This window comes from Sphingomonas sp. LR60, from assembly GCF_036855935.1.
In the GTDB taxonomy this organism is placed as follows: Bacteria; Pseudomonadota; Alphaproteobacteria; order Sphingomonadales; family Sphingomonadaceae; genus Sphingomonas.
Map to the genome: position 1 here is coordinate 1,744,950 of NZ_JASPFK010000001.1, position 18,645 is coordinate 1,763,594.

Here is an 18,645-nt window from a genome sequence, read left to right on the forward strand (position 1 = left end):
CCGGCGCGTCATCGCGCGCACATGAGCGATCAGCCACTGGCCAGCGACGGCCTTCCCCTTCCACGCCGGTATGCGGCGATCGGTGCCCTGTCGTTCGGCACCGCGCTGGTCATCATCGATGGCGGCGTGGCCAATGTCGCCCTTCCGACGATCGCGCGCGACCTGAACGTCGGATCATCGTCGGTGGTGGCGATCGTCACCGTCTATCAGCTGATGCTCGTCATGCTGATGCTGCCGTTCGCCGGGCTTGGGGACCGGATCGGGCTGAAGCGCATGTATCAGCTGGGTCAGCTGTTGTTCACCATCGCGACCTTGCTCTGCTTCTTCGCGAAGAGCTTGCCCTTTCTACTCATCGTTCGGGGTGTGCAGGCCGTCGGGGCGGCCGGGGCGCTTGCGGTGGCATCGGCATTGATCCGGCAAACCTACCCCAGCGCGCAGCTCGGCCGCGGCTTGGGAATCAATTCGGTCGTGGTCGCGTCGTCGGCCGCTGCCGCGCCAACGATCGGCGGGCTGGTGCTATCGATCGCACCCTGGCCGTGGGTATTCGCAAGCGCGATCCCCTTCGCAGTCGCATCGCTTGTGCTCGGCCGCGCGCTACCCGACCCGGCGCCTCGCGACCAGCCGTTCGACGTGGCAGGCGCGGTGATGTGCGCGGCGATGTTCGGGCTGGTCATCGGTGGCGCGGAGAGCGCGGTGCACGGCGACAGCCCGGTGGTGTCGCTGGCGATTGTCGTGCTCGGGCTTGTGGTGGGGCGCTTCTACATTCGGCGTGAACGAGTGGCCGCACAGCCGATCTTACCGATCGATCTGCTGTCGCGTCCGGTGATCGCTTTGTCGACGATCGGCGGGTTCACCGCCTTTACCGCGTCGATGACGTTGTTGCTGTCGACGCCGTTCCGGCTGACGCACAGCTATGGAATGAGCGCTGCGGCGGTCGGGGCGGTGATCGCGCCGTGGCCGTTGACCAACATGATCGTCGCGCCGCTGATGGGCTGGCTCTCCGACCGCGTCCCTGCGGGGTTGCTGGGCGGGATCGGCATGGCGATTTCGACCACGGCGCTGCTGCTGCTCGCCTTCATGCCCGCCGATCCGTCGTGGTTCGACATCGCCTGGCGCATGTCCTTGTGCGGAGCGGGGTTCGGCACCTTCCTGCCGCCTAACGCCCGCCTCATCATCGGCTCGGCCCCGCGCGCGCGCGCCGCCGCGGCGGGCGGGCTGGTGAGCACGGTGCGGCTGGTCGGGCAGACGACGGGGGCTACGCTGGTTGCCGGCTTGCTGGCGCTGGGCGTCGGGGCAGGAGCGACCGCGCCGCTGGTCGCCGCCGGGCTGGCGGTGGTCGCAGGACTTTGCAGTCTCGCACGGCTGCGTCCGTCGATCCGCGATCCCGAGCGTGGCGAGGCTGAGGAGGTTCAGCCGGTCGCGGCGACACGATGACGGGTCAGCCGCGCGCGCCGATCCACGCCAGCCACAGCCAGCCAGCGATCAGCAAGGTCCCACCGATCGGCGTTACCGCACCCAGCCAGCGCGGCAGCCCCAGCGCCATCAGGTAGAGCGTCCCCGCGAAGATCGCGCCCCCAGCGATGAACAACCAAGCCGGGCCACGCGCCTCGAAGCGAAGTGCGACCAGAGCGGCCAGCGCATGGACGAGCTGGTAATGCGCACCGGTCTTCAACCATTCGACCGCGTCGCCCGACGCGCCGTGGGCGCCGAACGCCCCCGCTGCGACTGCGATCGCGCCCGACAGCGCCGCGAGCAACATGATGGCGTTCACGGTCGTTCTCCCCGCCCCACGGATGTTGCTCGGCGATCATCGCACGCGCCGCGCGCGGGTCGCTGGCCTCGATCTGAATACGCAGCCGCTCCTTGTCGCTGGCGCGATACAGTTGCTCGGCGCGGTCGATCTCGCCGGGAGCGATGCCCAGCCCGTTCATCGCCAGTCGCGCCATCTTCACCGCCGACTCGAGAACCTCACGCACCACGGCACGCGCCGGGCCGTTCTTCAGCTTGACCAGCGCACGGCGATCATAGGCGCGGACGTAGAGCGCGGCGCTCGGAAAGGCTTCGTGCACCGCCTCCAGCTGTTCGAGCGTCAGCTGATCCCCGTCCATGCAGAACAGAATCAGCTCCGCCTCCGCCGCCCCCGCCTGTCGCAGCAGATCCAGCCGCGTGCCGTCGCCGTAATAAACCTTCGATCCCAGCTCGCCCGCGATGTCGATCATCTCGATGTCGGTATCGATCAAGGTCACCGGAATGTCCTGCGCCATCAGCATCTGCCCGACGGTCTGCCCGAACCGCCCGTATCCGACGATGATCGCGTTCGCGCCATCTGCGCGCGGCCCGTCCCGGTCGGTCTGCGCGGCGATCGGCTCCTCGCGGAAGCGGCGGGTGAACATCATGAGGAACGGTGTTGTCGCCATCGACAGTGTGATGATCGCGCCGAACAGGCTGGCGGCGTCGGGCGCGATCAACAACGCCTGTTGTGCCTGCGCGAGCAGCACGAAGCCGAACTCGCCGCCCTGGCTGAGCAGCAGGCCCAGCGCCAGTGCCGGACGCCAGCCCATGCGGAACACCAACCCGAGCGTGGTGATAATCCCGGCCTTGGTCGCGATCAACGCCGCGGCCATCGCGACGACGAAGAACGGACGCTCGGCAATCGCTTCGAGGTTGAGCATCATGCCGACAGCCAGGAAGAACAATCCGAGCAAAATTGCACGGAACGGCTCGACGTCCGCTTCCAGTTCATGCCGATACGGACTGTCGGCGAGCATCACCCCTGCCACGAAGGCACCGAGGGCGGTCGACAGGCCGAGGCGCTCCATGACGGCGGCGGCGGCGATCACGGTGAACAGCGCGGCGAAGACGAACATCTCACGCTCGCCCAGATGCCCGATCAGCCGGAACAGCGGGCGTAGCACGAAGCGTCCCGCGGCGACCAATCCAACGATCGCGAGCACCGTGTAGAGCCCGAGCACCCAACCCTCCGGTCCGCTGGTCGCGGCCGGGTTGCGGCTCATCGCGGCGATGATCGTGATCATCGGGATGATCGACAAATCCTGGAACAGCAGGATCGAAAAGGCGCGTTCGCCGAACGGGGTGCGTAGCCGTCCCGAGGATTGCAGCATCGGCAGCACCTGCGCCGTCGAGGACAGCGCCAGCGGCATCCCGACCGCGAGCGCCGCCGCCAGCGAGAAGCGCGCCGCCAGTGCGAGGATCGCCGCGAGCGCGATGCCGCAGGCCACGACCTGGATCAGCCCCAAGCCAAAGATATCTTCCTTGAGCCGCCACAGCCGCTGTGGGCTCAATTCCAGCCCGACGATGAACAGTAGCAGCGTGATGCCGAGTTCGGCGAACCCCAGCTTCGCCTCGGCGTCTCCGACCAACCCGAGCAGATGCGGGCCGACGACCGCGCCGGCGACCAGGAAGCCCAGCGTCGCACCCAGCCCGAGCCGGCGGAACACCAGCACGAACACCAGCCCGCTGCCGAGCAGGATCGTGCCGTCGCGGATCATCGAGATATCAGCGTGTTCCATCAGCCGTCCCGTGCGGCTTGCGCCTGCGACGCTGCGTCGACCGCGGCCTCGAACGCGAGGCGGATCGAGGGGTGGCGCGCGGTCAGCTTCAGTCCCGGCGTGAAGATATCGATCCCCGGCCAGTCGGGTATGTCGCCCTCGCCCGCCAACCAATGTGTCAACGAATCCCGTGCCGTGGCGAGTTCCTCGACCGAGCGACCGACCGCATGGCGCGCCAGCAACGTCGAGGAGGCCTGACCGAGCAGACAGGCGCAGACCTGCGTGCCGAGCGCGGCGATGCGCCCGTCATCATCCAGCCGGACGTCGACCGTCACGCGGCTGCCGCAGATCGGCGACCGCCGCTCGGCCGAGCCGTGGGCGTCGGCCAGGCGATCGGGAAAGGGATTTCCGATCGCCAGCGCGCTGATATCGGGGGTGTAAAGTTCGAGGCTCATGAACGTCCGTCGCTGGTTCCGGAGGATAGATGGGGACCGAACACCGGTTGTCCCTTTCGCCGTCGGTCGACGAAATCGGCCACTGCGCCGCTGGTCGCCACCAGCAGCGGGAAGGTGCGCGCGTCCTTCAGCCACGCCGGGCGGCGCGACGGGCCACCGCCGGTGAGGTCGAGCATCAGCACGAGGAACAGGAAGGCCAGGCTAGCGAGGATCAAACCCTTGAGCGCGCCGAAGCCGAAGCCGAGCGCGCGATCGATCGGGCCGAGCACCGACGTGCGGGTGCGCGCCGCAATCGCGTTGATAATCAGCCGGCTAACCAAGTACGTCCCGCCCGTCAGCAGCACGAACGCCAGCACCGCCGCGCCGGAGACGCTGGCGATCGAGCCCGCCAGTACCTTCGACAACGGCAGGTGGAAGATCTTGAGTGCGAAGATCATCGCCACCCAAGCGAACAGCGCCAACACCTCACCGACGAAGCCGCGCCGCGCACCGCCGATCGCTGTCAGCGCGACGAGCACGAGGACGGCGATGTCGAGCGGCTCCAGGTTCATGCCCACTCCTTTATGGCGCGATCCCGCGGCCGGCTAGGGCCGGATGTTTGCGAAGGTGATGCAAAACGGTGGTTGCGCGCGTGCGCTCGCCGCGCCCTCCGCCGTGCCGGACCGCCAGCCTAGCCGATGTTGGACGCTGTAGGACAGCCCCGCTTACCCTCTGCCGAGCAGGTGATCGACGAACTGCCCCAAGGTGCGGAACGCCGATTGCCGCATCGCGCCGCGCTCGACCGCCGCGGGCAGCAATGCGCGTTCGAAGCCGAGCTTTGCGGCTTCCTTCAGCCGCAACGGTGCATGCGCGACCGGCCGCAGCTCCCCCGACAAGGCAATCTCACCAAAGGCCACCGCATCCGCGGCGATCGGTCGTTCGCTAAGCGCGGACACCAATGCCGCGGCGACCGCGAGATCGGCGGCGGGGTCCTGTATCCGATAGCCGCCCGCGACGTTGAGATAGACTTCGCAGGTCGAGAAGCTGAGCCCGCAGCGCGCCTCCAGCACCGCGAGGATCATCGCCAGCCGCGCCGAATCCCAGCCCACGACCGAACGACGCGGGGTCGCGCCGCTCGCGACCCGCACGACCAGCGCCTGGATTTCGACCAATACTGGTCGCGTCCCCTCCAGCGCCGGGAAGACCGTAGTGCCCGTCACACCCTCGTCACGCTGCGTGAGGAACAGGGCGGAAGGGTTTGAAACTTCAATCAAACCATCGCCGGCCATCGCGAAGACCCCGATCTCGTCGGTGCCGCCGAAACGATTCTTCAGGCTGCGCAGGATGCGATATTGATGGCTGCGCTCGCCTTCGAAGCTGAGCACGGTATCGACCATATGTTCGAGCACGCGTGGCCCGGCGATCGATCCGTCCTTGGTGACATGCCCGACCAGCACCACCGCGGTGCCGCGCTCCTTCGCGAAGCGGATCAGCTCCTGCGCGGTGGCGCGCACCTGGCTGACGGTGCCGGGCGCGCCTTCGATCAGGTCCGAATGCATCGTCTGGATCGAGTCGATCACCAGCAATCGCGGCAGCGTGCCTTGACCCAATGTCGTCAGGATATCGCGCGTGGATGTTGCCGCCGCGAGTCGCACCGGGGCATCGCCAAGCCCCAGTCGTTGTGCGCGCAGTCGCACCTGATCCGCCGCTTCCTCACCGGAGACATAAGCGACGTCATGCCCGGCGCGCGCCAGTGCGGCGGCGGCCTGCAACAGCAAGGTCGACTTGCCGATGCCCGGATCGCCGCCGATCAGCGTCGCCGATCCCGCCACCAGCCCGCCGCCCAGCGCACGGTCGAACTCGGCGATGCCGAACGGCAGCCGGTCGGGCAAGACCGCCTGCGTGTCGAGCGCGGTCATCGCGATCATCCGGCCGCCACCCTGCAGGTTGTGCTTGGCCTGGAACGGAGTCGCGTTGAGCGGCGCCTCCTCAACGAGCGTGTTCCATTCCGAACAATCGGCACATTGCCCCTGCCAGCGATGACTGACCGAGCCGCACGACTGGCAGACAAATCTCTTCTGAACCTTCGCCATTGTTCACACCTAGCGCATCAGGAACGATCAGGGAACACGCATAAGGTGAACAAGACGTTCATCACAGGGCAAGGCGCATTGTTACAGATTCGGAACCCTGCCGGGGCCAGACCGTTTGGACCCGACCCAGTTTTTTGCCAACGAGTATAGGAGTTCCTCGTGAAGCACTTCGCCATCCTCGCCCTTGCTTCGACCGCATTGGTCCCGGGCGCCGCCCTGGCGCAAGCCGCGGCACCAACACCGGCGGCCGGGCAGGCCGCGCCGGCAGCCGGCGCAGCCGTCACCACCGGCGCGACCGTCTATGACACGTCCGGCGGTGTGGTCGGCACGGTCGAGTCGACCGACGGCACCAACGCCGTGGTCAACACCGGCGCCGTGAAGGCCGCCATCCCGCTGACCTCGCTCGGCGCCGGTGCGCAGGGCCCGGTGCTGGCGATGACCAAGGCGCAGCTCGAAGCGGCCGCCGGTCAGCAGCAGGCGCAGGCTTCGGCCGACTTCAAGGCCAAGCTGACCCCGGGCGCGACCGTCTACGGTACGGGCGGCGCGCAGCTCGGCACGATCAAGTCGGTCGATGCCAGTGGCGTGACGCTGACCACCGCCGATGGTGACGCCGTGTTGCCGGTGACCGGCTTCGGCCCCGGACCGCAGGGTATCCTGCTCGGCATGACCGCGGCGCAGCTCAAGGCAGCGATGGCGGGTGCGGCGCCGTCGGGCGGCGCGACCGCAGCAGCGGGTGCCACCGCCGATGCGACGACCGCGACCGCCGACACGGCTACTGCGGAGACGACTGCGACGACGACGCAGAGCGCCGCACCGGCCAAGACAAAGCGCAAGCCGCGCTGAAGTTAGAGGTGGCGGGGTTTCGGCCCCGCCATTTCATGGGCGAAACGCTGTCCGTGCGGTCAGGCACGGGCGGCGTTTTGTTTTTGTGCGAGGCGCGGATGCCGGGACATTGGAACGGCTGCCTGGATAACGCCTCAAGTGCCCGCTCGTCTTTGCGAGCGGAGCGAAGCAATCCAGGGCGTACTGGTCCGGCGCTGAATTGCTTCGCTACGCTCGCAATGACGGTTCTGGACTGCCTTTGGCTGATATTAGATCGTCCAGCAGTCCCGGATCGGGTCCGGGACGAACCCCATAAAGTCAGGCCGCCACCGTCCGTGCCTCTAGCGCGCCGCGGATCGCGGCGATGGCGTCGGCGGCCTTTTCGCCGTCGGGGCCACCGCCCTGTGCCATGTCGGGACGGCCACCGCCGCCCTGTCCGCCAAGCACGGCGACCGCCTGTCGCAGCAGCTCGACCGCGCTAATCTCGCCGGCCAGATCGGCAGTGACGCCGACCGCGATCGAGGCACGGCCGTCGTTGACCGCGACGAGCGCCGCGACCCCCGAGCCGAGCCGTGCCTTGGCATCGTCGACCGCGCCACGCAGCCCCTTGGCTTCGAACCCGTCGAGCACCTGACCGACGAAACCGACCCCGCCGACCGTTTCCGGACCCGCCGGCGCGCCGCCGCTGCCACCACCAAGTGCCAACGCCTTCTTCGCTTCGGCCAGTTCGCGCTCGAGCCGGCGGCGGTCCTCGACCAGCGCCGCGACGCGCGCGGGCACTTCGTCGGGCGACGCCTTGAGCGTCGCTGCCGCCTCGCGCAGCTTCTCGTCGCGGGCGTTAAGCCATTGCCGCGCGGCCTCGCCGGTCAGCGCCTCGACGCGGCGCACGCCCGAGGACACCGCGCTCTCGCCGACGATCTTGAACACGCCGATGTCGCCAAGCGTGCGGACGTGCGTGCCGCCGCACAATTCGATCGAATAGGTCTTGCCGTCCGCTTCGCTGCCCATCGACACGACGCGGACCTCGTCGCCATATTTCTCGCCGAACAGCGCCATCGCGCCCTCGGCGATCGCCTCGTCGGGGGTCATCAGCCGCGTCTCGACGCTGCCGTTGCGGCGGATCTGCGCGTTGACCGCGCGCTCGGCCTCGGCAAGTTCGTCGGCGGTCATCGCGCTGGAATGCGAGACGTCGAAGCGGAGCCGCTCGGGTGCGACGAGCGAGCCCTTCTGCGCGACATGCGTGCCGATCTTCTGGCGCAGCGCCTCGTGCAGCAGGTGCGTGGCGGAGTGGTTGGCGCGGATCGCGGCGCGGCGCGCGACGTCGATCGCGAGCTTGACGGTGTCACCGACCTTCATGGTGCCGGCGGCGATCGTCGCATGGTGGACGAACAGCTTGCCGAGCTGCTTCGACGTTTCGGCAACGTCGGCGTGCAAGCCATTGTCGCTGCTGATGATCCCCGCGTCTCCGACCTGACCGCCGCTCTCCCCGTAGAACGGCGTCTGGTTGACGATCACGTCGACGGTTTCGCCGGTAGCGGCGTGCTCGACGCGTGCACCGTCCTTGACCAGTGCGAGCACGACGCCTTCGCCGACATCGCTGCTGTAGCCCGTGAATTCGGTCGCGCCGACTTCCTCGACCAGATCGAACCACAGATCGTCCGATGCCTTCGCCCCCGACCCCTTCCAGGCCGCGCGGGCGGCGCGCTTCTGCTCGGCCATCGCGGCATCGAAGCCGGCGCGATCGACCTTGAAGTCCTGCGCACGAAGCGCGTCCTCGGTCAGATCATAAGGGAAGCCGTAGGTGTCGTAGAGGCGGAACGCCGTGTCGCCGGCCAGCGTGTCGCCCGGCTTCATCCCCGCGGTGGCGTCGTCGAGCAGCCGCAACCCCTTGTCGAGCGTCTGGCGGAAGCGGGTTTCTTCCTGGCGCAGCGTCGCCTCGATCAGCGGCTGCGCGCGGATCAGTGCGGGATAGGCCACGCCCATCTCGGCGATCAACGCCGGGACCAGCCGGTGCATCAACGGCTCCTTCGCGCCGAGCAGATGCGCGTGGCGCATCGCGCGGCGCATAATCCGGCGCAGCACATAGCCGCGGCCCTCGTTCGCCGGCAGCACGCCATCGGCGACGAGGAAGCCCGAACAGCGCAGGTGATCCGCGATCACGCGGTGGCTCGCCTGGTTGTCGCCGGTGGTGGCGGTGTGCGTCAGCGCGCCGGAAGCGGCGATCAGCGCCTTGAACGTGTCGGTATCATAATTGTCGGTGACGCCCTGCATCACCGCCGCGATCCGCTCCAGCCCCATGCCGGTATCGATCGACGGGCGCGGCAGGTCGCCGACGATCGCATCGGCCTCCTGCACATGTTGCATGAAGACTAGATTCCAGATTTCGACGAAGCGGTCGCCGTCCTCGTCCGGGCTGCCCGGAGGGCCACCGGGGATATGCTCGCCGTGGTCGTAGAAGATCTCCGAACAGGGACCGCACGGGCCATCCGACCCCATCGCCCAGAAATTGTCCTTGGTCGCGATGCGGATGATGCGGTGATCGGGAAGGCCGGCGATCTTCTTCCACAGATCGAATGCCTGATCGTCGGTGTGGAAGACGGTCGCGGTCAGTCGGTCCGGGTCGAGGCCCCATTCCTTGGTGAGCAGGGTCCAGGCGTGGGTGATCGCCTGTTCCTTGAAATAGGCGCCGAAGCTGAAATTGCCCAGCATCTCGAAGAAGGTGTGGTGCCGCGCGGTATAGCCGACATTGTCGAGATCATTGTGCTTGCCGCCGGCGCGCACGCACTTCTGCGAGGAAGTGGCGGTGGAATAAGGCCGCGATTCCAAACCGGTGAACACGTTCTTGAACGGCACCATGCCGGCGTTGACGAACATCAACGTCGGATCGTTCTGCGGCACCAAGGGGGCCGAGGGCACAATCTGGTGCCCGGTCGAGCCGAAATAGTCGAGGAACGAGCGGCGAATGTCGTTGGTAGCGGTCATGGCGCTCGACTTAATCCGCGAAGGCCGCGCTGCCTAGAGGCTGGCGAAAGCAGGGACCGCTAGATGCGCGGTTGTCTGAATTAATCATGTATGCAAAGCCCGCCGCCGGAGAATCGGGGGAATATCAATGAAATTTCTGCTGGGGTTGGCCGCGATCGCCGCGGCATCGACCGCGCATGGCGCTCAGGCGGCGACGATCATTCAGACGGATTCGGAACAGGGCGCGCTGGCGGGCTTCAAGGGCTTCGATACCCGGCTCGGCATGCTCGACAGCGTAATGCTGTCGGTGAGCCTGGCAAAGACGCGCGGCTGGCGGGTGTCGGCGCCGGTCGGCGCTGCGACGACCGCCGATCTGTCGTGGACGATCGACGGGCAGTGGCAGCTTCGCTCGAACAATGCGGCGCTTCCGGAGCCGTTCGTCGCGCTCACCGGGTCGGGCAGCAGCAGCGTCCCGCTCAGCCGGCGCAGCGGGCAGAGCAACTTCGGTTTCTTCGAGGTGGTCGCGACCGGCTCGGCGAATTTCACGTTCGACCCGGCGCCGTTCCTCAACCGTGGCGTGACCTTCAACGGCTATGATTACGGCCAGACCGTCGGTTCGGGCGATACCATGTTCAGTGGCGTGCCGGTGGGCGGGTCGGTCGCCCAGCTTCAGGGCGGATGCGTCGTCGTCAACGGCAACCCGATTGCGCCGGGCGAGGATTTCTGCGGCAGCGCCAATTACAAGCTGACCTACAATTATACGCCGGCGGTGCCCGAGCCGGCTACCTGGGCGCTGATGATCGCGGGGTTCGCGACCACCGGCGCGGCGCTGCGGCGGCGTCGCCGGACCATAGCGACCGCCTGACGCTCAGACCGGTCGATCCAGCGAGGCCGGCGGGGTGCTGAACCACGCCGGCCCGCCGGGCGTCATGTAGAAGCAATCCTCGAGCCGCACGCCGAACTTGCCCGGCAGGTACAGGCCGGGCTCGTCCGAGAAGCACATTCCCGCCGCCAGACGTGTCGTCTCGCCGTGGACGAGGTTGACGGGTTCGTGTCCGTCCATGCCGATCCCGTGCCCGGTGCGATGCGACAGGCCCGGCAGGCGATAGCCGGGGCCGTAGCCGAGCGCCTCGTAATGACGGCGGACAGCATCGTCGATAGCCCCCGCCGCCACGCCGATCTGCGCGGTGCGGAATGCCAGCGCCTGCGCGGCCTTCACCTGATCCCAGACGGTGCGCTGCTCGGTGGTCGCGCGTCCGTGGACCCAGGTGCGCGACACGTCCGATTGATAGCCCTGCACGGTGCAGCCGCAATCCATCAGTACGACCTGTCCATCGGCGACGCGGATCACCTCGCGGCTGCCATGCGGAAGCGCAGCGGCCGCGCCGATCAGCGCCATCGAGAACTCTGCGTCGCCGCCCAGCTTCTTCGTCGCGGCGGTCATCAGCGCGCCGATCTGCGCGCCGGTCATGCCGGCCTCGACGCGTGGGTGCGTCCAGCGATAGGCGGCGATCGTCACGTCGGTCGCGCGCTGCATCAGCGCGATCTCGGCGGGCGTCTTGATCATCCGACAGCCGCGTACGACCGTATTGGCGCTGACCAGCCTGGCGCCGGGCAGTGCACGGGCGAGGCCATCGAAGGCGAAGAAGCGCGCGCTTTCCTCGATCCCGATCGTCCGGCCCGCCAGCTTGCGATCACGCAGGAAGCCGGCAACGACCTTGAGCGGGTCCTCGTCCTCCTGCCACACGCGCACCTCCGCCGGAACCGAGAGCGTCTGACGAACCGAGGGTTCCTCGAAGAACGGGGTGACGATGCACGGCTCACCCTCGACCGGGATCACCGCTGCGGTCAACCGCTCGCTACGGTGCCAGGCGACCCCGGTGAAGTAGATGAGGCTCGACCCCGGCTCGATCAGCACCGCGGCGATATCGGCGGCGCGCATCAGCGCCTGCGCGCGCGACAACCGCGCCTGTCGCTCCGCCAAGTCGATCGGCACCGCGTCGGCGGTCATGTCGGTCAGGCCGGCGAGATCGGGCTCGGCAGCGCGTACTACCGAGGCAGCGAGCAACGCGGCGCCACCGCCCAATAGAGCGCGGCGCGACGGGCGGAAGGGAGCGGAGAACATGGTTGCGAACGATACGGTGCTTGACCGCGCGACCGCAATCCCCTTCCCTATACGCGCATACGGGAGCGATTAATGGCCAAGCGGCTGACCCTTTATATCCTTGCCGGGCTGGTGCTCGGGCTGATCGTCGGGCTGGTGCTCAACACCTGGCTCGACGACGGCTCGCCCGCCGCACAGGTGCGGCTGACCGAAATCGCCGGCTATTTCTCGATCCTGACCAGCATCTTCCTGCGGCTCATCAAGATGATCATCGCGCCGCTCGTCTTCGCGACCCTGGTGTCGGGAATCGCGCAGATGGGCGACACCGCCGCGCTCGGCCGGATCGGCGCGCGCAGTCTCGCCTGGTTCATCACCGCCAGCTTGTTGTCGCTGACGCTGGGGCTGGTGATGGTCAATCTGCTCCAGCCGGGCGTCGGGATCGGACTGGCGCTGCCACCGGCCGGGCAGTCGAGCGGGCTGGAGACGACTGCGTTCAATCTCAAGGATTTTTTCACGCACATCGTCCCCGCCTCGATGGTCGATGCGATGGCGAAGAACGAGATCCTGCAGATCGTCGTCATGTCGGTGTTCGTCGGTGTGGCGATCACCGCGGTCGGCGAGAAAGCCGCGCCGCTCGTCAAAGCGATTGACGCGCTGGTGCACGTCATGTTGCGGGTCACCGATTACGTGATGCGCGTCGCGCCGCTCGCGGTGTTCGCGGCGGTGGCGGGGACGCTGACCGAGCGCGGCCCGGCGGTGATCGGGCAGCTCGCGTACTTCATGGGCAGCTTCTACCTGACCTTGCTGGTGCTGTGGGCGGTGCTGCTTGGGCTCGGCTTCCTGTTCATCGGCTCGCGGATCCGCGAGCTGATCCGTTATGTGCGCGAGCCGTTGCTGGTCGCCTTCTCGACCGCCTCGTCGGAGGCGGCGTACCCGCGGATGCTGGAAGCGCTCGACCGCTTCGGGGTGCCGCCGCGGATCGCGAGCTTCGTGCTGCCGCTCGGCTATTCGTTCAACCTCGACGGCTCGATGATCTATATGACCTTCGCGTCGCTGTTCATCGCGCAAGCCTATGGCATCGACATGTCGCTTGGGCAGATGATCACGATGCTGCTGGTGCTGATGGTGACGTCGAAGGGGATCGCGGGCGTGCCGCGCGCCAGCCTGGTGGTGATCGCGGCGACCCTGCCGATGTTCAACCTGCCCGAGGCCGGGCTGTTGCTGGTGCTGGCGATCGACCATTTCCTCGACATGGGCCGCACCGCAACCAACGTGATCGGCAATGCGGTGGCGAGCGCGGTGATCGCGAAATGGGAGGGCGGGCTCGACCCGCGCGAGTCGCCGGTGATCGCGGGGGCGGCGGCGCCGTCCGGAGACGGGCCGGCGCGCGAGGTGGAGAGCTTCCGGGAGGTTTGAGGGGTTGGCCGCCTGACCGCGGCCACTCCGTCATTCCCGCGCAGGCGGGGATCCAGAACCTCTGACCCTTCGCTTCTTTCGACGGACCTGCGCGTCTGGATTCCCGCCTTCGCGGGAATGAAGGCATTGGTTTTGCGGCAATCAGCAAGTCAATTCCGTGGTGGTTGCCGCCGGTAGCTCAGCGCCTCAGCGATGTGGATGCGACCGACCGTGTCAGACCCGGCGAGATCGGCGATGGTGCGTGAAACGCGAAGGATACGCGTGTACCCGCGCGCCGACAGCTTCATTGCCACCGCCGCCTGCGCCAGTAACTCGCGTCCAGCGGCGTCGGGTGAGGCGAAACGTTCGAGCGTGTCGCCATCCAGCTCAGCATTCGTGCGCAGGCCACTCTCCGCCAACCGCGCCGATTGCATCGCTCGCGCCTCCGCCACGCGGGACGCCACCTCCGCCGAACCTTCGGCCGGGGGCGGCAACGTAAGGTCGACGGCGCTGACCGCCGCGACGTCGACGTGCAGGTCGATCCGGTCGAGCAGCGGACCCGACACCTTCGCCTGATAATCTGCCGCGCATTTCGGTGCGCGTGCGCAGGCCAGCGCGGCGTCCCCCAAATGCCCGCAACGGCACGGGTTCATCGCCGCGATCAACTGGACGCGCGCCGGATAGGTGACGTGCGCGTTGGTGCGCGCGACGCTGACGCTGCCGCTCTCCAGCGGCTGGCGGAGCGAGATCGAGCACCGCGCGCTGGAATTCGGGGAGTTCGTCGAGAAACAGCACGCCGTGATGCGCGAGGCTGACCTCACCGGGCTTCACCTTCAACCCGCCGCCGGTCGGCGCTGCCATGCTGGCGGAGTGATGGGGCGCACGGAACGGGCGCGTGCGGGTCAGCGTGCCGCCGGGCAAGGTTCCCGCCACCGACTGGACCATCGACACTTCGAGCGCCTCGGCCGGGTCGAGCGGCGGCAGGATGCCGGGGAGGCAAGCCGCCATCAGCGACTTGCCCGCGCCCGGCGGTCCGACGAACAGCAGGTTGTGCGCGCCCGCGGCGGCGATCTCGAGCGCGCGCTTGGCGACCTCCTGCCCCTTCACTTGCCGCAGATCAGGGCCTGTGCGCGGCTCTTCCACGTCGCCGGGTTTCGGCAAGGCGAGCAGGCCATGGCCCTTCAGGTGATTGAGCAGCGCGAGCAGATCGGGCGCGGCGACGACCTCGACGCTGCCGCTCCACGCCGCCTCGCTGCCCTGCGCGGCGGGGCAGATCAGCCCCCTGCCCGTCTCGGCGGCGTGGAGCGCGGCGAGCAGCACGCCCGGTGACGGCGCAAGGCGGCCGTCGAGCCCGAGTTCGCCAACGATCACATAGTCGGCGAGCGCCTCGGCATCGACCACCCCCATCGCGGCGAGCAGCCCGAGCGCGATCGGGAGGTCGAAGTGCGAGCCTTCCTTGGGCAGATCGGCGGGCGAGAGGTTCACCGCGATCCGCTTCGGCGGCAACGACAGGCCCATTGCCGCGATGGCCCCACGCACCCGCTCCCGGCTTTCGCCGACCGCCTTGTCGGCCAGCCCGACGACGTTGAATGCCGGAAGGCCGGGGATCAGTTGTACCTGCACCTCGACGTTGCGCGCCTCCAGACCCAGATAGGCTACCGTCGATACGATCGCGACCATTCACACCCCAGCTTCCCGCGCGCCACCGCCGCCTTGCGACGACGTCGAATGGGCAGCAGTGCCTTGCAACTGCAACACACCTGCGCCACATCGGCGCCATGACCCGCCGCCATCCGGCCCTGCGATATGCGCAATTGCTGCTCGGCGGGCTGTTGCTGTTACTCGCGGCGGTGATTGCGCCCTTGCCCGGCCCCGGCGGGGTGTTCCCGATGGCCGCGGGACTGGTGCTGATCCTGCGCAACTCGGCGCGGGCGCGAAGCTGGTTTGCGCGCGCCAAGCGGCGTTGGCCGCGACTCGGCGGGATGGTGGATGTCGCGCTTCGCCGGCGCAGCGCCCTGCGCCGCCGGGCGCGCGATCGTGCCGGGGCGCGTTGACTTTGGCGGCAGCCTCCCTAACGGCGTCCTTCTTTCGGGCCGTCCGCATGGGCGGCCCTTCGACATTCGATTTCGGGACATGAACGATGAAGCGGACCTTTCAGCCGAGCAATCTGGTGCGCGCCCGCCGTCACGGCTTCCGCGCGCGGATGGCCACGGTCGGCGGCCGGGCGGTGATCCGGGCGCGTCGCGCGCGCGGTCGCAAGAAGCTGTCGGCGTAATCACGACGGACTCCCGTCCGTCCGTGGCCACGGCCGCGGTCGGGCGGATGACCAGACGGCCGGATTATCTGGCCGCGAACGCCGGGCGTCGGGTGCCGATGCCCGGCTTCGTGCTTCTGGTGCACCCGCGCGGCGACGGTGTCGCGACGATGCGGATCGGCATCACGGTCACCAAGAAGGTCGGCAATGCGGTGGTGCGCAATCGCATCAAGCGGCGCTTTCGCGCGCTGTCGCGCGAGATCCTGCCCGACCATGGCTGGCCCGGTGCCGATCACGTGCTGATCGGGCGCGAGGCGGCGCTCACCTCCGACTATGCCGGGTTGCGCGAGCATCTGGCCAAGGCGCTGACGAAGAGCCGGAACGTCGCGCCGGGCGGCAACCGATCGCGGCCGAAACGGTGATCGCGCGCGTGCTGATCCTGCTCGCGCGCGGGTGGCAGCTGGGGCCGTCGGTCCTGCTTCCGCCCTCGTGCCGGTTTCAGCCGTCATGTTCAGCCTATGCAATCGAGGCGCTTCGCCGCTATGGCGCGGGCAAAGGCAGTTGGCTGGCAATACGCCGGATCGCGCGGTGCCATCCCTGGGGCGGGCACGGGCATGATCCGGTGCCATAAGGAAAGCGTGGGACGCTGGTGAAGGACGAGAGCAAGAACTTCGTGCTGTTCGCGGTGATCGCGGCGCTGATCCTGTTCGGATGGCCGCTGATCCAGAGCCGCGTCTTCCCGACGGCGAACCCGCCCGCGACCAAGATGGTCGACGGCAAGAACAAGCCGTTGCCCAACCCCGGTGCGGACCCGACCGCCGACTCGCCCGCCGCGATCCGCGATCGCGCCGTGGTGCTGGCGGAAAGCCCGCGCGTGCGGATCGACACGCCCGCGCTGAAGGGCTCGATCAACCTGAAGGGCGCGCGGATCGATGATCTGGTGCTCACCCGCTACAAGGAATCGCTCGCCAAGGATTCGCCGCCGATCCGGCTGTTCTCGCCCGCCGGGACGACCGACGCCTATTTCGCGGGCTTCGGCTGGCGCGCGGATGGCCTGACTCCGCCTCCCGCGGACGCGGTATGGACGTCCTCGGCGCCGTTGCTGACGCCGGGCAAGCCGGTGACGCTGACCGCCACCAATGCGCAGGGGCAGCGGTTCGCGATCGAGATCGCCGTCGACAACGACTATCTGTTCACCGTCAAGCAGACCGTCGCCAATGGCGGCGGCGCGGCGGTGCCGGTCGCGGCTTACGGCCTCGTCAGCCGCGTCGGCGTGTCGAAGGACCCGGACAGCTGGACGATCCACACCGGGCCGATGTCGGTCAACAACGGCGCGGCGCATTACAATCCGAACTTCAAGGACGTCGACAAGGAGCCGACGCGCTTCACGACGACCGGCGGCTGGCTGGGCTTCACCGACAAATATTGGCTCGCCGCGCTCGTCCCCGATCAGGGTCGTGCGTTCGACGGGCAGTTCCGCGCCGGGGCGAACAGCGCCTATCAGGCCGACTTCACCACCGCGCCGCAGATGCTGCCGCCCGGTCGCCAGCTGACGCAGACCGCCAAGCTGTTCGCGGGCGCCAAGGAAGTGAAGCTGCTCGACCGCTACACCGATACCGGCGCGGTGACGAAGCTCGACTATGCGATCGACTGGGGCTGGTTCCGGTTGGTCGAAAAGCCGATCTTCTATTATCTCGACTGGCTGTTCCGGCTCGTCGGCAATTTCGGCGTGGCGATCATCATCCTGACGCTGACGATCCGCCTGCTGGTCTTCCCGATCGCGCAGCGCCAGTTCGCGAGCATGGCGGCGATGCGCGCGCTCCAGCCGAAGATGAAGGCGATCCAGGAGCGCTACAAGGACGACAAGCAGCGCCAGCAACAGGAAACGATGGCGCTGTACAAGGCGGAGAAGGTCAATCCGCTCGCCGGCTGCCTGCCGTCACTGATCCAGATCCCGATCTTCTACGCGCTCTACAAAGCGCTGATGCTGACGATCGAGATGCGGCATCAGCCGTTCGCGCTGTGGATCAAGGATCTGTCGGCGCCCGATCCCGCGACGATCCTGAACCTGTTCGGCTATATTCCGATCACGCTGCCGCACTTCCTCGCGATCGGCGTGGTGCCGGTGCTGCTAGGCATTTCGATGTTCTTCCAGTTCCGCCTCAACCCGACGCAGATGGACCCGGCGCAGCAGCAGGTGTTCGCGATCCTGCCATGGGTGCTGATGTTCGTGATGGCGCCGTTCGCGGTCGGCCTTCAGATCTACTGGATCACGACCAACTGCATTTCGATCCTGCAGCAGAAGTGGCTCTACAGCCGCCATCCGCAGCTGAAGAACGCAGCCGCCAAGTGACCGACATCGATCCCCGCTTCGACGAGGAAGCGATCGAGGCGGCGCGCAAGCGCTTTGCCGGGCCGATCGAGTTCCTGAAGTCGGCGCCTGCGCTGGACTTCCTGCCTGCGGACGAGGTGCCGGAGGTGGCGTTCGCGGGGCGCTCGAACGTCGGCAAGTCGTCGCTGCTCAATGCGCTGACCGGGCGCAAGGCGCTGGCGCGCACGTCGGTGACGCCGGGCCGGACGCAGGAGCTGAACTTCTTCGACGTCGGCGATCCGCTGGCGTTCCGGCTGGTCGATATGCCCGGCTACGGTTTCGCCAAGGCACCCAAGGACATCGTCAAGAAGTGGCGGTTCCTGGTGAACGACTATCTGCGCGGGCGGCAGGTGCTGAAGCGCGCGCTGGTGCTGATCGACAGCCGCCATGGCATCAAGGACGTCGACCGGGAAATCCTCGAGATGCTCGATCGCGCGGCGGTCAGCTATCGGCTGGTGATGACCAAGGCGGACAAGGTGAAGGCCAGCGAGCTGGCGGTGACCGTCGCCGCGACCGAGGCCGAGGCGCGCAAGCGGGCGGCAGCGCATCCGGAGATCATCGTCACTTCCAGCGACGGCGGGATGGGGATCGCCGAACTGCGCGCCGCGGTGGTCGAGGCAATCGGCTGAATTTCGCGCCTCGCTCGCCGCCCTTGAGAACCGGGCATGGCGAGGGCCAACCTTGGATCAAGTCGAGACTTCC

The 18,645-nt window shown here is 67.8% G+C and carries 16 protein-coding genes and 2 pseudogenes; 10 read left to right on the forward strand and 8 right to left on the reverse strand.

Annotated features, from left to right (window positions below):
• Nucleotides 1-21: 21 nt before the first annotated feature.
• Nucleotides 22-1,434, forward strand: coding sequence for an MFS transporter (locus QP166_RS07930; protein ID WP_333915427.1), 1,413 nt, complete (start codon nt 22-24; stop codon nt 1,432-1,434).
• Between the two features lie 4 nt (nt 1,435-1,438).
• Here the strand turns inward: QP166_RS07930 and QP166_RS07935 are convergent, their stop codons facing one another.
• The 5 genes and pseudogenes from QP166_RS07935 to radA form a co-directional block, all read right to left on the reverse strand.
• A complete protein-coding gene (locus tag QP166_RS07935) occupies nt 1,439-1,759 on the reverse strand; it encodes a DUF423 domain-containing protein (RefSeq protein ID WP_333917291.1) in 321 nt (106 codons plus the stop codon).
• A gap of 37 nt (nt 1,760-1,796) precedes the next feature.
• Nucleotides 1,797-3,530 (reverse strand): annotated as a pseudogene (locus QP166_RS07940) (cation:proton antiporter domain-containing protein); the annotation flags it as partial.
• Nucleotides 3,530-3,964: an iron-sulfur cluster assembly scaffold protein gene (locus QP166_RS07945; RefSeq protein WP_333915428.1), complete on the reverse strand. Its 435-nt coding sequence runs from the start codon at nt 3,962-3,964 to the stop codon at nt 3,530-3,532. The gene QP166_RS07945 and the pseudogene QP166_RS07940, both read right to left, overlap by 1 nt.
• The gene (locus QP166_RS07950) at nt 3,961-4,515 is read right to left on the reverse strand and encodes a CvpA family protein (protein ID WP_333915429.1); all 555 of its coding nucleotides are present in this window, start codon (nt 4,513-4,515) and stop codon (nt 3,961-3,963) included. Before QP166_RS07950 ends, QP166_RS07945 begins: the two co-directional genes overlap by 4 nt.
• Before the next feature lie 153 nt (nt 4,516-4,668).
• Nucleotides 4,669-6,036 carry a DNA repair protein RadA gene (radA, locus tag QP166_RS07955; protein ID WP_333915430.1) on the reverse strand — a complete coding sequence of 456 codons (1,368 nt, stop codon included), beginning with the start codon at nt 6,034-6,036 and terminating at the stop codon, nt 4,669-4,671.
• A 159-nt stretch (nt 6,037-6,195) separates the two neighbouring features.
• On the opposite strand from radA, the gene QP166_RS07960 reads away from it, so the two are divergent.
• Entirely contained in the window at nt 6,196-6,879 is a 684-nt protein-coding gene (locus tag QP166_RS07960) for a hypothetical protein (RefSeq protein WP_333915431.1), read from the forward strand.
• A 297-nt stretch (nt 6,880-7,176) separates the two neighbouring features.
• Here the strand turns inward: QP166_RS07960 and alaS are convergent, their stop codons facing one another.
• A complete protein-coding gene (alaS, locus tag QP166_RS07965; protein WP_333915432.1) occupies nt 7,177-9,840 on the reverse strand; it encodes an alanine--tRNA ligase in 2,664 nt (887 codons plus the stop codon).
• 127 nt (nt 9,841-9,967) lie between these two features.
• On the opposite strand from alaS, the gene QP166_RS07970 reads away from it, so the two are divergent.
• Nucleotides 9,968-10,684 carry a choice-of-anchor E domain-containing protein gene (locus QP166_RS07970; RefSeq protein ID WP_333915433.1) on the forward strand — a complete coding sequence of 239 codons (717 nt, stop codon included), beginning with the start codon at nt 9,968-9,970 and terminating at the stop codon, nt 10,682-10,684.
• Nucleotides 10,685-10,687: 3 nt separating this feature from the next.
• Here QP166_RS07970 and QP166_RS07975 read toward each other — a convergent pair whose 3' ends face one another.
• Entirely contained in the window at nt 10,688-11,944 is a 1,257-nt protein-coding gene (locus tag QP166_RS07975) for a M24 family metallopeptidase (RefSeq protein ID WP_333915434.1), read from the reverse strand.
• Between the two features lie 72 nt (nt 11,945-12,016).
• Between QP166_RS07975 and QP166_RS07980 the strand changes: the two genes are divergently transcribed.
• Entirely contained in the window at nt 12,017-13,339 is a 1,323-nt protein-coding gene (locus tag QP166_RS07980) for a dicarboxylate/amino acid:cation symporter (RefSeq protein WP_333915435.1), read from the forward strand.
• Between the two features lie 149 nt (nt 13,340-13,488).
• Here the strand turns inward: QP166_RS07980 and QP166_RS07985 are convergent.
• Nucleotides 13,489-14,998, reverse strand: a pseudogene (locus tag QP166_RS07985) (YifB family Mg chelatase-like AAA ATPase).
• A gap of 98 nt (nt 14,999-15,096) precedes the next feature.
• Here QP166_RS07985 and QP166_RS07990 point away from each other — a divergent pair.
• The 6 genes from QP166_RS07990 (at nt 15,097) to yihA (ending at nt 18,572) form a co-directional block, all read left to right on the forward strand.
• Complete coding sequence (locus tag QP166_RS07990) at nt 15,097-15,372, forward strand: hypothetical protein (protein ID WP_333915436.1); 276 nt, start codon at nt 15,097-15,099, stop codon at nt 15,370-15,372.
• Between the two features lie 86 nt (nt 15,373-15,458).
• Nucleotides 15,459-15,593, forward strand: a complete 135-nt coding sequence (rpmH, locus tag QP166_RS07995) for a 50S ribosomal protein L34 (RefSeq protein ID WP_028056723.1) — start codon at nt 15,459-15,461, stop codon at nt 15,591-15,593.
• Nucleotides 15,594-15,640: 47 nt separating this feature from the next.
• Nucleotides 15,641-15,994 carry a ribonuclease P protein component gene (gene rnpA, locus QP166_RS08000; protein ID WP_333915437.1) on the forward strand — a complete coding sequence of 118 codons (354 nt, stop codon included), beginning with the start codon at nt 15,641-15,643 and terminating at the stop codon, nt 15,992-15,994.
• Nucleotides 15,991-16,203 carry a membrane protein insertion efficiency factor YidD gene (gene yidD / locus QP166_RS08005; RefSeq protein WP_184032497.1) on the forward strand — a complete coding sequence of 71 codons (213 nt, stop codon included), beginning with the start codon at nt 15,991-15,993 and terminating at the stop codon, nt 16,201-16,203. The genes rnpA and yidD overlap by 4 nt, the downstream gene beginning before the upstream one ends.
• Nucleotides 16,204-16,221: 18 nt before the next feature.
• On the forward strand, nt 16,222-17,925 hold the full coding sequence (yidC, locus tag QP166_RS08010; RefSeq protein WP_333915438.1) for a membrane protein insertase YidC: 1,704 nt from the start codon (nt 16,222-16,224) through the stop codon (nt 17,923-17,925).
• Complete coding sequence (yihA, locus tag QP166_RS08015; RefSeq protein WP_333915439.1) at nt 17,922-18,572, forward strand: ribosome biogenesis GTP-binding protein YihA/YsxC; 651 nt, start codon at nt 17,922-17,924, stop codon at nt 18,570-18,572. Before yidC ends, yihA begins: the two co-directional genes overlap by 4 nt.
• Nucleotides 18,573-18,645: the final 73 nt, after the last annotated feature.

Bases quoted from the DNA above. Each gene is read 5' to 3' on its own strand.
- QP166_RS07930 (WP_333915427.1), top strand. From the start codon at position 22: ATGAGCGATCAGCCACTGGCCAGCGACGGCCTTCCCCTTCCACGCCGG.
- QP166_RS07935 (WP_333917291.1), bottom strand. From the start codon at position 1,759: ATGTTGCTCGCGGCGCTGTCGGGCGCGATCGCAGTCGCAGCGGGGGCG.
- QP166_RS07945 (WP_333915428.1), bottom strand. From the start codon at position 3,964: ATGAGCCTCGAACTTTACACCCCCGATATCAGCGCGCTGGCGATCGGA.
- QP166_RS07950 (WP_333915429.1), bottom strand. From the start codon at position 4,515: ATGAACCTGGAGCCGCTCGACATCGCCGTCCTCGTGCTCGTCGCGCTG.
- radA (WP_333915430.1), bottom strand. From the start codon at position 6,036: ATGGCGAAGGTTCAGAAGAGATTTGTCTGCCAGTCGTGCGGCTCGGTC.
- alaS (WP_333915432.1), bottom strand. From the start codon at position 9,840: ATGACCGCTACCAACGACATTCGCCGCTCGTTCCTCGACTATTTCGGC.
- QP166_RS07970 (WP_333915433.1), top strand. From the start codon at position 9,968: ATGAAATTTCTGCTGGGGTTGGCCGCGATCGCCGCGGCATCGACCGCG.
- QP166_RS07975 (WP_333915434.1), bottom strand. From the start codon at position 11,944: ATGTTCTCCGCTCCCTTCCGCCCGTCGCGCCGCGCTCTATTGGGCGGT.
- QP166_RS07980 (WP_333915435.1), top strand. From the start codon at position 12,017: ATGGCCAAGCGGCTGACCCTTTATATCCTTGCCGGGCTGGTGCTCGGG.
- QP166_RS07990 (WP_333915436.1), top strand. From the start codon at position 15,097: ATGACCCGCCGCCATCCGGCCCTGCGATATGCGCAATTGCTGCTCGGC.
- rpmH (WP_028056723.1), top strand. From the start codon at position 15,459: ATGAAGCGGACCTTTCAGCCGAGCAATCTGGTGCGCGCCCGCCGTCAC.
- rnpA (WP_333915437.1), top strand. From the start codon at position 15,641: ATGACCAGACGGCCGGATTATCTGGCCGCGAACGCCGGGCGTCGGGTG.